The organism is Paenarthrobacter sp. R1, from assembly GCF_030264015.1.
GTDB lineage: Bacteria > Actinomycetota > Actinomycetes > Actinomycetales > Micrococcaceae > Arthrobacter > Arthrobacter ureafaciens.
Genome location: NZ_CP127115.1, coordinates 3,378,052 through 3,391,257 on the forward strand (window position 1 = coordinate 3,378,052; position 13,206 = coordinate 3,391,257).

The window sequence follows — 13,206 nt, forward strand, 5'->3', positions numbered from 1 at the left end:
GGTGGACATTCCCATCGACCAGTCATGGATCCAGGTTCTCTTGTTGGCCTCGGTCCGCATGACGGCCTTCCTGGTGGTGGCACCACCCTTTGCGCATCATGCCATTCCGGCGAGGATCAAAGCCATGCTGGGTATCGGCCTTGGCCTGGCAGTGTCCCAGCGGCTGTCCGCGGACGCCGTGCCCAAGGACACCGCGGGATTCATCACCGGCGTCGTCCTGGAACTGGCAACGGGCCTGGTGCTGGGGTTCCTGGTGATGGCTGTGTTCGCGGCGATCCAGTCGGCCGGCAGCCTGATCGATCTCTTCAGCGGGTTCCAGATGGCGCAGGCCTTCGATCCCCAGATGATGGTCAACGGCGCCCAGTTCACGCGCTTGTTCCAGATGGCGGCACTCGCGCTGCTCTTCGCCTCGGACGGCTATCAGCTGGTGATCGGGGGCCTGACGGGCAGCTTCAGTGCCTTGCCCCTCGCCGGCGGCCTGGACCTCAGCAAACCCGTGGATGCCATGGTGGGCGCTGTCACCGGCATGTTCATCTCCGCGGTCCAAATAGCCGGTCCGCTGCTGGTGGTTTTGGTGCTGGCCGACGTCGGACTCGGTCTCCTCACGCGCGTGGCCCCGGCACTGAATGCATTTTCCCTGGGCTTCCCCCTCAAGATCTTCATCACTCTGGCTTTGGCAGGCTTCCTTTTCCTTGCCCTGCCTCGCCTGGTCGCTTCCCTGGCCGAGTTGGCCGCACGGACAGTCCTGGGGGTGGGCTAGTGGCGGACTCACAGGAAAAGACCGAACAAGCCACGGACAAACGTATGCGTGAGGTCCGTGAAAAGGGCCAGCTCTCCAGATCCCAGGACCTCATGGCCTGGCTGGCGGTGGGCGGTGCCGCCGCAATGCTTCCGGCCACCATCGACCATGCCTCCAACGCGGCCGTGGACCAACTCTTCACGGTCAAGGGCATCATCAACCATCCGGATCCCGCCAAAGCCGTGGCGGCCTTGGAGGACGGGCTCGCCTCTCTGGCGGGAATCCTGGGACCACTGTTCCTGGTGGTTACCGTGGTGGTGCTGGCAGGGTCTGCCTTGCAGGGCGGTATCCGCTTCAAGAAGTTCCGGCCCGAGTTCGAACACTTCAACCTGCTGGCCGGTTTCAAGAGGATGTTCGGTGCCCAGGCGCTGTGGGGCGGGGCCAAAGCGCTACTGAAGACCGCCGTCGTGGGTCTTGTCCTCTACACCGTGATCCAAGGCTTGATGCCCGTTCTCCTCACCGCCGGGGGCTTGCCTGTGGCCGGTGTGCTCGCGGCCGCCGCAGGGGGCGTCGGGACGCTCATCCAGTTCGCGGTCGCGGCCGGGCTCGTGTTGGCAGCCGCCGACATGTTCGTCGTGATGCGCCGCAACCGGAAGAAAACCCGGATGTCCAAAAAGGAAGTCCGGGACGAGAACAAGAACACCGACGGAGATCCGCTGGTCAAGTCACACCGGCGTTCGCGCCAGCTGAGCATGAGCCGGAACCGCATGATCGCCGCGATCGGGGATGCCGACGTCGTGTTGGTCAACCCGACGCACGTGGCAGTCGCGTTGAAGTACGACGCCGGCAAATCGGCACCTCGCGTCGTGGCGAAGGGGGCAGGGGTCATAGCGGCCCGCATCAGGGAGGAGGCCGAGGGCAAAGGGGTGCCCATGGTCCAGGACATTCCCTTGGCCCGTGCCTTGCATTCGGCGTGTGAGCTGGGGCAGGAGATCCCCGTGGAGCTGTACCGCTCGGTGGCCGCTGTCCTGGCTTTCGTCATGTCCCTCAAGACGCGCGGCGCTGCCCGTGGAATCCATCGCATGAAGGAAGGTTTGCTGTCATGAAGAACAGCAAGTTCGCCCGGCTGTCGGTCCCGGTGGGCATCGTGGGGATTGTCCTGCTTCTGGTGGTCCCGCTGCCTGCTCCGCTGCTCGACTTCCTGATTGTCTGCAACATCCTGCTGGCACTCCTGATCCTGCTCACCAGCATGTTCGTGAAGAAGCCCCTGGACTTCTCCGTGTTCCCGTCGCTGCTGCTGGTGGCCACCCTGTTCCGGCTGGGACTCAATGTGGCGTCCACCCGGTTGGTGCTGGGACAAGGCTTTGCCGGGCAGGTGATCGAGGCGTTCGGCAAGGTCACGGTGGGCGGTTCCTTGATCATCGGTGCCGTGGTGTTCCTGATCCTGGTGGTCATCCAGTTCGTGGTGGTCACCAAGGGTGCCGAGCGCGTGGCCGAAGTGGGCGCACGCTTCACCCTCGACGCCATGCCGGGTAAGCAAATGGCCATCGACGCCGACCTCAATGCCGGACTCATCACGGACGCCGAAGCCCGGAAGCGCCGCGCCGAAGTCTCTGCCGAAGCCGACTTCTACGGCGCCATGGACGGTGCCTCAAAGTTCGTCAAAGGCGACGCGATCGCGGGCATCATCATTATCATCATCAACTTTGTGGGCGGCATCGCGATCGGCGTGCTGCAGCGCGGCATGGACGCCGTTGACGCCCTGAACACGTATGGCCTGCTGACCATGGGCGACGGCTTGGTCACCCAGATCCCGGCCCTCCTCATGGCCGTCTCCACAGGCATGATCGTCACCCGGTCCAATGCCGAGGAGGACATGGGCCGCACCGCATCCTCGCAGCTCATGCAGTCACCCAATGCGCTGTTGATCGCAGGCCTTGCAGCGGCAAGCATGGCGTTGATTCCAGGGATGCCTGTCCTGCCCTTCCTTGTGGTGGGTGCCTTGTTGGTGATCGCGTCGCGACGCGTGGCAGCGCAGCAAAAAGCTGCTGCCGCGGCGGAGGCAGCAGGCAACGCCGCGGTGGCCTCGGAGGAAGATCCAAACGAGCGGCTCATGGAAGACATGCGGGTCCACCCGGTGGAGATTCTGTTGGCTCCGGACCTGGTGGACATCGTTTCCGGAGCTTCCGACGACCTTCTTGCGAGGGTGAGGTCGCTTCGGCAAAAGATCGCCATGGAGCTGGGCTTGGTTGTCCCGCCCGTCCGCACCAGGGATGCCATGGATCTCCCGCCCTCCACCTATGCCATCCGCATCACCGGTGTCGAGGCCGGAAGGGGAGTGGCGCCGTCGGGCAAGCTCCTGGCCCTGGGCGAGTTCCTGGACGCCCTCCCGGGTACGGCCACCGTGGAACCTGTCTTCGGTTTAAACGGCAAATGGGTGCCCACGGAAATGCGCCACAGCGCAGAAATGACAGGCGCCACGGTGATCGACAGGGTGTCTGTCCTGGTGACGCATTTGTCCTCGATCATCACCGCCAACGCAGCAAGGCTCCTCACTCGCGAAGACGTTCGCGTCCTCACCGAGGGAGTCCGCAAGCAGAGCCCTTCCGCAGTGGAGGAGCTTACTCCCGGGTTGCTGACGCTCGCAGAGATCCAACGCGTCCTTGAGGGCCTCCTCGAGGAGCAGGTCCCCATCAACGACCTCCCGCGCATCTACGAGGCACTGTCCTTGCGGGCGAAGGTATCTACGGACCCGGAAGCCCTTATTGAATCGGCGCGGCAAGCTCTGGGGCCTGTCCTGGCCGACAAGTATTTGGACGGCGACGTTCTTCCGGTGGTGATGATCGATCCCCTGCTGGAGCAGTCGATGCTTGAGGACATGCGCCCGGGCGAGGGCGGTACACAGATCGTGATGGGCCAAGCCAAGCTCGATTCTGTGCTCTCCTCACTTAAATCCGCGGTAGAGGGAGCCGCGGCCACGGGACGTCAAGCGGTCCTCGTTTGCGCCCCCGCCCTGCGACCCGCGATTCGACGGCTTGTGGCCGCTCCCGACGGCGGTGTCCCCGTCTTGTCGTACCGCGAAGTGACATCGGCCAACATACGCATAGAAACAGTGGGGGTGGTTCGCCATGCCGAAGCGCTACAAGCTTAGGGGAGCGTCCCTCGACGCTATCCGCGAGAAGGCGCTGACGCAGTATGGTCCGCAGGCCCGGATTGTGGCTGCCGAGAAGGTCATCAATCCAGGCATCGTGGGCCTGTTCGCAGCTGCCCGGTTTGAAGCGACGGTAGAGGTGGGCGAAGCGGCTGGCATTGCCCCAGCGGCCCTGGCATCCGGTCCTGCCGCTCCACGCGCCTCAACCGGAAAGACCGCCGCGAACCCGATTGCCGGCCACGATTTGCAGGGTCCTGCCATTGCCGCACTGCTGGAGCGGGCCGACGCAGCGGAGCGGGAGATGCACCGGCCCGATCCCGTTTCGACGGCCTCACCCGATTTCGCCGGGCTGCTGCAACAACTGGGCAAGGAACTTGAGGCGGCTCCGGCTGTGCACCCGCCGCTTGAGCCGCCACTACCGCCGTCGGACGCTCCGAACGAAAAGGTTCCTGCGCCGCTGGAGGGTAACGGCAACGTGATCCTCCTTGTGGGCCTCGGTGACGACGCCTTGGGGCCGGCCCTGGAAATGTCGATCGCCGCCGGGGGCTCGGACGTCCGTACCGCCGGAGAGCTGACAGCGTTCGGCCACCTGCATGTCTCAGGCCGTCAAAGCGCGATGGCTGCGCGCGCCCAGGCAGTACTGACCGGCCAGAACGTGGTGGTCGCCTACGGGCTGGGTAAGGCATCAGACATTCCGGAGCAGGCGCACGCCATCGCCGGCCTGTCCGCCGACCAGGTATGGGTGGTGGCCGACGCACGCCGGAAAGAAGGGGACACGGCCGCGTGGGTGCGTGCCCTGCAAACACTGCTCTCAACGGAACCGGTTGGTGTCTCCGCACTGGCCGTCATCGGTGCATCGGAAACTGCCAGCCCGGAAACCGTGGACGGGCTGGGTATCCCGGTGGGCTGGGTGGATGGCAAACCGGCACGAAGGACCTCGCTCGGAAAGGTACATTGAAAGCATGCTGGTACTGACGCGCAAACCGGGCGAGAAGATCATGATTGGTGACGATATTGTCATTACCGTCATGGAGGGCCGCGGTGACGGGGTGCGGATCGGAATTGAAGCCCCGCGGGGTGTTTCCATCCAGCGCAGCGAAGTAGTTGAGGCGATCGCCGCCGCAAACCTCGCAGCCGCCCAAGCCGGCCCCGACGCCGAGGAACTCCTGGCGAACCTCCGCCCGCCGGCCCCCACCAACAACTGATCCTCTCTCACATCCCGTCGGGTTTTCGTCAGGTCCTCTTTCACATCCCGTCAGGTGGTGCCGAGGAAATCACGCAAAGAGGGGAGTGCGGCGCTGGTCACCGCCGCACGCGCACGTTGAACGTTGACGTTCAGGGTCATTATGGCGAGATCGTCCGGCTCAGCGTCCGCGGGTTCCCGCTCCTGCTCGAGCGCGGAGAGGTTATCAGCTGCCACGGCATCTATGGATTCCAAGAGAATAACCAATGCGCGGTGGTGTTCTTTCAATAGATCAGGCCAAATTCCGGCCGGCGCCATTCCTGCCAGTGAAGGCAACGAAGTCTGATCCGGCGCTTTCCATTCCGCGGCCAGGGCAGCCGCTTCCACGCCGCGGGCCAATGACTCGAAGCGTAGGCTTTCCACCACTTTTTCGAGCTCGGACGCGGTGTATTCGAGGCGGTGCCAGTTGCCTGCCCGCAGATGCAGGAGTTGCGTTTCGAGGAGGAAAAGCAAGAAATCGAGTTGCCTTCTCTCCCGCCACAACGTTGCCGATAGCTCGTCCGCCCCCACGGTTCCTCAATCCTTATTTGCCCGGCGGAAAGCAGGTTTCAGCAGGGTTTTGAATTTCTTGTGTCGAGCGTACACGTTTAGGGGTTTGCAGGTGGTATGTTCACTGAACACGTACCTGAGACAAAGTCCCACTACGGCGCTGTGATTGGTCTCCAAGCGCCGTCCGGAATGCGGATCAAGGGCATGGCAAACTCAATATTCCGGTCTCATGGGGGGACTATCTTTTGAATCGCGAACAGCGCAACGAGCTGGTGTTGCAACACCTCCCGCTCGTTGGTTACTTGGTCTCTGACCTTTGTGCGCGCGCATCTCATTTGTCGCGCGATGATTTTGCCTCGGTTGGTTCCCTCGCCCTCATCAGTTCGGCAGATTCCTTTGACCCGGACCTGGGTGTTCCTTTCGGGGCTTTCGCACGCCGTCGAATCATTGGGGCTTTCGCGGACGAAATGCGCGCGGGAGACTGGGCTACCCGTTCGGCCCGCAAGCGCATCAAGGAAACCCTCGCCGTCCAGGAAACCCTTACGGGTGTGCTGGGACGCGGTCCGAGCGTTGCCGAGATGGCCTCTGCCCTTGGCGTCGAGCGCAGCCACGTCGAGGCGGCCTTGGCCGATGCAGCCAGAACCCTGACGTCGCTGGATGAGGTCGTGGTGGATACCGTGGCATCGGTAGCTCCGTCACCGGAGAACTCCGTGCTCGCCGACGAGCGCATCAAGTACCTCCGGGCCGCCGTCGATGCCTTGCCTGAGAAGATGCGGTTCGTCATCAGGGAGATCTACTTGGCAGGCCGTTCGGTCAAAGACCTCGCAGAGGAACTGGGCTCCACCCACGCGGCAGTTTCGCAGCAGCGGGCCGAAGGCATCCGGCTTTTGCGCGACGGCCTGGCCGCCCACTATTCAGATAACCCGGACCGGGCATTTGAACCTGAGTCCCGGATCACCGCCCGGCGTCGGAACGATTACCTTTCCGCCCTCGCCACGGCCACTACCGGCGGAATCACCCGGAGCCTGGGATTGGGTTCAACCCTCAACCAAGCCGTCTAGATGTACTAACCCGGTAGGTTGGTGACACGGCTGGCTGGGGAGGCGCCTTTGAGTGCCGTGTGTGGCCTGCTGCGATTGTAGTGCTCGATGAAGTCCTGGTAACAGGCTTGGCGTTCGGCTTCTGAGGTGTAGGGCCGGGCGTAGGCCCATTCCTCCAAGAGGATGCGGTTGAAGCGTTCTACTTTGCCGTTGGTCTGGGGCCGGTAGGGCCTGGTGCGTTTGTGTCGGATGCCTGCATCCGTCAGGGTCTGGGCAAAGAGGCGGGACCTGTAGCAGGAGCCATTGTCGGTCAGGACCCGTTGGATCTTCACGCCGTGCGCGGCGAACGCTGCGATCGCGTTACGCATGAAGGCCGCGGCGGTCTCTTTGGTCTCATCGGGAAGGATCTCGGAGTAGACGTACCGGGAGTGGTCATCGACGGCGTGATGGATGAACGTGTAACCGCGCAGCAGGCCGCGTCCTCGGGAAACGCCCTCGGCCGAGTTCCGGGTTCGTTTGTTCGCCTCACCGGCCGGTCTTCCCACGCTCCGGTGGCCTCCGCCCTCAGGGATCCGGCCGAGCTTCTTCACATCAACGTGGATCATCTCTCCAGGCCACGCGTACTCATAGCGGCGGGCGTGTTCGCGACGGATCCTGATCCCCGTGGAACGGTCCGTGAAGCGAAGCGGAGGGCAGTGATAGCGGTGCAGGATCCGGTGGACTGTGGAGATGTTCAGATGCAGGTGGTAGGCGATCCGTGCTGGCCCCCACCGCCTGGAGGTCCGAAGGCCCACGACCCGATGTTCTGTCCGCACGGAACTGCGGTGCGGACAGCTCAGGGGCCGGCTGGGACGATCCAGCATGCCCGCTTCCCCGCATTCGACGTAACGTCTCGCCCACCGGGCAGCGGTCGGGACAGAGACATTGAACCGCTCAGCGGCTAGACGCAATGGCAAGTGACCATCGACCACACACCGGGCCAGCTTCAACCGACCGGCAGGGGCAAGGATCGCGTTAGAGTGGGACACGAGGACCTCCTGGTATCTGTGTTTGCTCTCGACAAGCTCCACATAACACCCGGAGGTCCTCTTTACTTCGTCAATTCCAGCCCCGTGTCATCAACCTGCCGGGACAGTACATCTAGAAAGCACCGGACTACTGCGCCTTCGGCACCCGGCGAAGTACGACGGCGGCAAGCACTGCCGCTCCGGCCATCAGTACCAGCCCGATCGCCGCGGTGACGTGCACTCCGGATTCGAAGGCCACCCCTGCGGCCGCAGTCAGTGCCTCGGACAAGGGCGCGGGCAGTGCGGCCGCCGCATCAACCGCTCCGGCCAAGGTTTCCCCTGACTGGCCCGCAGCGGCAGCGGATACGCCGTCCGGTATCACCAGGTTGTGCTGGTAGGACGCGGTCAGGATGGAGCCCAGGACGGCGGTGCCCAGGAGCGATCCCAGTTCGTAGCCTGTTTCCGAGATGGCGGATGCCGCGCCGGACTTGTCCGCCGGGACCGAGCCCAGGATGAGGTCGTTGGAGATGGTCTCCGCAGCACCCACACCAACTGCCAACACCGTCAGTGCTGAGAGCAGGAACACCGGGCCGCTTCCGTGATCGCCCACGACAACCACCAGGTACCCCACTGCGTTGAGGACCAGGCCGCCCGCCACCACGAAGCCGGGGCGGATCCGCTTCACCAGCGGCACCACTACCAGCCCTGACACGATGGTGGCCAAGAGGGCCGGGATCATGGCAATACCGGCCTCCATGGGCGACTGGCCTTCGATGAGTTGCAGGTGCTGGGCGAAGAAATAGATGAACCCGGTCATGGAGAACAGGGACAGCACGTTGGCGACGATGGCCGTGCTGAACACTTTGTTGCTGAAGAGGCGCACGTCCAGCATGGGGCTGGCCAACTGCTGCTGCCGCCGCACGAAGAGCACGCCCAGTACCGCGCCGAAGAGCATGAAGAAAGCCGCGGTTGGCCCGAAGCCGTGCACGGCGAATTCCTTGATGCCGTAGACGAACGGAGCCATGGTGAGGACGGACAGGACGATGCTTGGTACGTCCACCCGGCCAGGGTTGGCGTCCTTCGACTCCGGAATGAGGATCCTGCCGAACGCAAGCAGGGGCAGGAGCAGGAACGCTGCCACCAGGAAGACAGCTCCCCACCAGAAGTGCTCCACCAGCCAGCCCCCAAAGATGGGACCGAGGGCTGCGCCGCCCGAGAACCCGGCTGCCCAGACGGCGATGGCGAGGCGGCGCCGGTTCGGATCGGTGAAGATGTTCCTGATCAGGGACAGTGTTGAGGGCATCAGCATGGCGCCGAAGACTCCAAGGGCTGCGCGGCCGGCTATCAGCCATTCAGCCGAGGGCGCGAACGCCGTAGCAGCCGACACCGCAGCGAAGCCTGTGCTGCCGGCCAGAAGCAGCCGCCGTCGTCCTATCCTGTCGCCGAGGTTGCCCATGGATACCAGCAATGCAGCCAGGACCAGCGGGTACGCGTCAACGATCCACAGAAGCTGGATGCCCCCGACTTCCAATGAGCGGGCGATCTCCGGTAGAGCGAAGGTGAGGGCGGTGTTGTCCACGGCCACCAGGAGAACCGGAAACATGAGCAGGGCAAGGGCCGTCCAGTCGCGCCATGCTGCCGTCCTGCCGTGGAGGCGACGGATGGAAGTGCGGGGAGCTTTGGTTGCGGACGACGAAAACATGAATATTACTGTACCGTCCAGACGGTATAGTTTCAAAAGAGCTCAACACGCCTGTTTAGGGAATGATGGACACATGCCGCGAAAACCAGTTGCCAAGGATGCCGTCCTGGATGCCTTCGAGGCGCTCCTGATCGAGGTGGGGGAGCGGGCAGCAACGCTCGACGCCGTCGCGAAGCGCGCCGGAGTCTCCAAGGGAGGGCTCCTCTATCACTTCCCCAACAAGGAGGCCCTCATCAGCGCTTTGCTGGAACGCCTCGACCGATTGGCGGAGGAAGACACCGAACAAATGATCGCGGCCCCGGACGGCGCAGCAGCGTACTTCATCCGGTCTTCAGTGTGGGCCGGTACGCCCATGGACCGGGCTTTTGTGGCGACCACCCGCTTGGCAGAGGTAGCCCACGAGGAGACGCGGAGGAGGTTTGCCGCCATCCAACAACGCTGGCTCGACGTGCTCGCCGAGGACGTTGGACCGGAAGTCGCCAAAGCCGTCAGCTACATGGGTGACGGACTCTATTTCAACGCCATGTTCGAAGGCGGGCAGGCGGGCGGCAGCGCCGGGCGGGAGGCCGACGTCGGGATCCTGCTCGAGGTTCTGGAGCGACTGCGCAAGTAGCGCTCCGCCTATTTGCCGCGACGCCGGGCACGTAGGACAATTAACAATTGTGGTGCGCCTTGCAGCGGGCCGCGAACAACTGCATAAGCCTATGATCTGCGGCGGGAGAGTCCTGCAAAGCACGTGACGCAGGCGCCGTAGGAGCAAATCCTCCCCAGGAATCTCTCAGGCCCACGCACCGCCGCGGCTAGGCAACTCTGGAAAGCAGCAGGCAATCCGCCGTCAGCGGTGACGATTGTTGTGTTCACCGACGGTGCAAGCGGCGTTGCGCAGGCAACCCGCGGAAACTCTCAGGTCCAATACAGAGCGGGGAGGAACCCGAGCCACTGCGGCGTACCCAAGCGCCGCCCAACTAATGGAGTTCCTTCGTGACGGTTAGTTCAGCCTCCACCGCCTTCGTCGATCGGCACATCGGTGCCCGCCGCCAGGCCGATATCGACACCATGCTCAAGGCCATCGGCTACGACTCCGTGGATTCCCTCGTGGACACCGCGGTTCCCAACGACATCCGCCAGGACGTTGCCCTGACGCTGCAGAACGCGCTGAGCGAGGTGGAGGTCCTTGCTGAACTCCGCAAGCTTGCTTCCAAGAACAAGACTGCTGTCCAGATGATCGGCCAGGGCTACTACGACACCATCACGCCGCCGGTTATCCGCCGCAACATTCTCGAGTCGCCGGCCTGGTACACCGCCTACACGCCCTACCAGCCGGAAATTTCCCAGGGCCGCCTCGAAGCGCTGCTGAACTTCCAGACCATGGTGCAGGACCTCGTTGGCCTGCCGATCGCCAATGCTTCGCTCCTTGACGAAGCCACCGCAGTCGCTGAAGCCGTGCTGATGATGCGCCGTGCCAACAAGAACAAAGCCGTCCAGGATGGCAAGACCGTCCTCGACGCAGACTGCCTGCCGCAGACCATCGCGATCGTGAAGGGCCGCGCTGAGGCGCTCGGCTTCGAGGTGGAGGTTGCGGACCTCTCCGCGGGACTGCCCGACGGCGACATCAACGGCGTCGTCCTCCAGCAGCCCGGCGTCTCCGGCCGTGTCTTCGACCACTCCGCCGTCATCGCCGAGGCGAAAGAGCGGGGCGCGCTGGTGACGGTTGCTGCCGACCTTCTTTCCCTCACGCTCATCACCCCTCCGGGTGAACAGGGTGCGGACATCGCCGTCGGCTCCGCCCAGCGACTGGGTGTTCCGCTGTTCTTCGGCGGCCCGCACGCCGCTTACATGGCAGTCCAGAAGGGGCTGGAGCGTTCCATGCCCGGCCGTCTGGTGGGCGTTTCCAAGGACGACGCCGGTGTCCCCGCCTACCGCTTGGCGCTGCAGACCCGCGAGCAGCACATCCGCCGCGAAAAGGCCACGTCCAACATCTGCACGGCGCAGGCACTCCTTGCCATCGTCGCCTCGATGTATGCCGTCTACCACGGCCCCGAAGGCCTGAAGGCCATCGCCGAGACCGCCCACCACCACGCGCGCACCCTTGCGGCCTCACTGAAGGCTGCCGGCGTCGAGGTCCTGCACGGGTCCTTCTTCGACACCATCACGGTTCGCGTTCCGGGCCGCGGCGCCGAGCTCGTCGCTGCTGCCGAAGAGCGTGGCATCAACCTGCGTGGAATCGACGGGGACACCGTGGGTATCTCCGTGGATGAGACAACAACAACTGACATCGTCGGCAGTGTCCTTGAAGTTTTCGGTGCCTCCGCGGTTGAGTCCGCAGAGGGCTTTGCGCTGGAGGCTTCCGTTGAGCGCTCCAGTGAGTACCTGCAGCACCCCGTGTTCAACACCCACCGCTCCGAAACGCAGCTGTTGCGCTACATCCGCAAGCTCTCCGATCGCGACCTCGCGCTGGACCGGACCATGATTCCGCTGGGTTCGTGCACCATGAAGCTGAACGCCACGGCGGAGATGGAAGCCATTTCCTGGCCCGAGTTCGCCTCCATCCACCCGTTCGCTCCGGATTCCCAGACCGAGGGCTGGCGTGAGCTGATCTCTGGCCTGGAAGCTGACCTGACGGAGATCACGGGTTACGACCAGGTCTCCATCCAGCCGAACGCGGGGTCCCAGGGTGAGCTTGCCGGCCTGCTGGCGATCCGCGGCTACCACCACTCCCGCGGAGACCAGCAGCGCAACGTCTGCCTCATCCCTGCTTCGGCTCACGGGACCAACGCAGCGTCCGCCGTGCTCGCGGGCATGAAGGTTGTGGTAGTTGCCACGGCAGCCGACGGCACCATCGACCACGCCGACCTCCAAGCCAAGATCGAGGCGAACCGTGACGTCTTGTCGGCCATCATGATCACCTACCCGTCCACCCACGGTGTCTACGACGCCGACGTGCGGGAAGTCTGCGACGCTGTCCACGAAGCCGGTGGCCAGGTCTACATCGACGGTGCAAACCTCAATGCACTGGTCGGTTTGGCGCAGCCGGGCAAGTTCGGCGGCGACGTGTCCCACCTGAACCTGCACAAGACCTTCTGCATCCCCCACGGCGGTGGCGGGCCGGGCGTCGGCCCCGTTGCTGCGAAGGCCCACCTGGCCCCGTTCATGCCCGGCAACGCCGCATCATGGACCGAAGGCAATGACGTTCCGATTTCGGCATCGCGCTTTGGTTCGGCCGGCGTGCTCCCCATCTCCTGGGCTTACGTGAAGCTCATGGGCGGCGAAGGACTGACCGAAGCAACCAAGTCCGCCCTGCTGGCTGCCAACTACATCGCAGCCCGCCTCAACGACTACTTCCCGGTGCTCTACACAGGCGAAGCAGGCTTGGTCGCCCACGAGTGCATCCTGGACCTCCGCGAGCTGACGGCCAAGACCGGGGTTACGGCCGAGGACGTGGCCAAGCGCCTCATCGACTTCGGCTTCCACGCACCCACCCTGGCGTTCCCGGTCGCCGGCACCCTCATGGTTGAGCCCACCGAATCCGAGGACCTGGCCGAGATCGACCGCTTCATCGAAGCCATGATCACCATCCGCAAGGAAATCGATCAGGTAGCACATGGCGACTTCTCCGTGCAGGATTCCCCGCTTCGCCGGGCACCCCACACGGCAGCCGCCGTCGTAAGCTCCGATTGGGACCGCGCCTACCCGCGTGAGCAGGCCGCCTTCCCCGTCCACCACTTGAAGCAGGACAAGTACTTCCCGCCGGTGGGCCGCATCGATGGCGCAGCAGGCGACCGCAACCTCGTTTGTTCATGCCCTCCGATCGAAGACTTCGAGAACTAAGGGGATC

General features: G+C 64.0%; 11 protein-coding genes and 1 riboswitch. Of the genes, 8 read left to right on the plus strand and 3 right to left on the minus strand.

The window, feature by feature from the left end; all coding sequences use genetic code 11:
* Nucleotide 1 precedes the first annotated feature (1 nt).
* From QN084_RS16430 to csrA, 5 genes are read left to right on the plus strand one after another with little or no spacing between them, the layout of a single operon-like run.
* Entirely contained in the window at nt 2-760 is a 759-nt protein-coding gene (locus tag QN084_RS16430; RefSeq protein ID WP_031216913.1) for a flagellar biosynthetic protein FliR, read from the plus strand.
* A complete protein-coding gene (locus tag QN084_RS16435; RefSeq protein ID WP_069696712.1) occupies nt 760-1,845 on the plus strand; it encodes an EscU/YscU/HrcU family type III secretion system export apparatus switch protein in 1,086 nt (361 codons plus the stop codon). The genes QN084_RS16430 and QN084_RS16435 overlap by 1 nt, the downstream gene beginning before the upstream one ends.
* Nucleotides 1,842-3,890: a flagellar biosynthesis protein FlhA gene (locus tag QN084_RS16440; protein ID WP_069696713.1), complete on the plus strand. Its 2,049-nt coding sequence runs from the start codon at nt 1,842-1,844 to the stop codon at nt 3,888-3,890. The genes QN084_RS16435 and QN084_RS16440 overlap by 4 nt, the downstream gene beginning before the upstream one ends.
* Nucleotides 3,868-4,848, plus strand: a complete 981-nt coding sequence (locus tag QN084_RS16445) for a hypothetical protein (protein WP_069696714.1) — start codon at nt 3,868-3,870, stop codon at nt 4,846-4,848. Before QN084_RS16440 ends, QN084_RS16445 begins: the two co-directional genes overlap by 23 nt.
* Before the next feature lie 4 nt (nt 4,849-4,852).
* A complete protein-coding gene (gene csrA / locus QN084_RS16450; protein ID WP_021473693.1) occupies nt 4,853-5,095 on the plus strand; it encodes a carbon storage regulator CsrA in 243 nt (80 codons plus the stop codon).
* Between the two features lie 50 nt (nt 5,096-5,145).
* Here csrA and QN084_RS16455 read toward each other — a convergent pair whose 3' ends face one another.
* The gene (locus tag QN084_RS16455; RefSeq protein ID WP_139126913.1) at nt 5,146-5,643 is read right to left on the minus strand and encodes a flagellar protein FlgN; all 498 of its coding nucleotides are present in this window, start codon (nt 5,641-5,643) and stop codon (nt 5,146-5,148) included.
* Nucleotides 5,644-5,867: 224 nt separating this feature from the next.
* Here QN084_RS16455 and QN084_RS16460 point away from each other — a divergent pair, with 224 nt between their 5' ends.
* A complete protein-coding gene (locus QN084_RS16460) occupies nt 5,868-6,683 on the plus strand; it encodes a sigma-70 family RNA polymerase sigma factor (protein ID WP_021473691.1) in 816 nt (271 codons plus the stop codon).
* A 5-nt stretch (nt 6,684-6,688) separates the two neighbouring features.
* On the opposite strand, the gene QN084_RS16465 is transcribed toward QN084_RS16460, so the two are convergent.
* Together QN084_RS16465 and QN084_RS16470 are read right to left on the minus strand one after the other, a co-directional pair.
* On the minus strand, nt 6,689-7,690 hold the full coding sequence (locus tag QN084_RS16465) for an IS481 family transposase (RefSeq protein WP_069696677.1): 1,002 nt from the start codon (nt 7,688-7,690) through the stop codon (nt 6,689-6,691).
* Nucleotides 7,691-7,817: 127 nt separating this feature from the next.
* Entirely contained in the window at nt 7,818-9,371 is a 1,554-nt protein-coding gene (locus QN084_RS16470) for an MFS transporter (protein ID WP_069696535.1), read from the minus strand.
* 73 nt (nt 9,372-9,444) lie between these two features.
* Here QN084_RS16470 and QN084_RS16475 point away from each other — a divergent pair, with 73 nt between their 5' ends.
* On the plus strand, nt 9,445-9,984 hold the full coding sequence (locus QN084_RS16475; protein WP_021473689.1) for a TetR/AcrR family transcriptional regulator: 540 nt from the start codon (nt 9,445-9,447) through the stop codon (nt 9,982-9,984).
* A gap of 92 nt (nt 9,985-10,076) precedes the next feature.
* Nucleotides 10,077-10,175: riboswitch (glycine riboswitch) on the plus strand.
* A 177-nt stretch (nt 10,176-10,352) separates the two neighbouring features.
* On the plus strand, nt 10,353-13,199 hold the full coding sequence (gene gcvP, locus QN084_RS16480) for an aminomethyl-transferring glycine dehydrogenase (protein WP_069696894.1): 2,847 nt from the start codon (nt 10,353-10,355) through the stop codon (nt 13,197-13,199).
* The last annotated feature ends 7 nt before the right edge of the window (nt 13,200-13,206 follow it).

Bases quoted from the DNA above. Each gene is read 5' to 3' on its own strand.
- QN084_RS16440 (WP_069696713.1), top strand. From the start codon at position 1,842: ATGAAGAACAGCAAGTTCGCCCGGCTGTCGGTCCCGGTGGGCATCGTG.
- QN084_RS16445 (WP_069696714.1), top strand. From the start codon at position 3,868: ATGCCGAAGCGCTACAAGCTTAGGGGAGCGTCCCTCGACGCTATCCGC.
- csrA (WP_021473693.1), top strand. From the start codon at position 4,853: ATGCTGGTACTGACGCGCAAACCGGGCGAGAAGATCATGATTGGTGAC.
- QN084_RS16470 (WP_069696535.1), bottom strand. From the start codon at position 9,371: ATGTTTTCGTCGTCCGCAACCAAAGCTCCCCGCACTTCCATCCGTCGC.
- QN084_RS16475 (WP_021473689.1), top strand. From the start codon at position 9,445: ATGCCGCGAAAACCAGTTGCCAAGGATGCCGTCCTGGATGCCTTCGAG.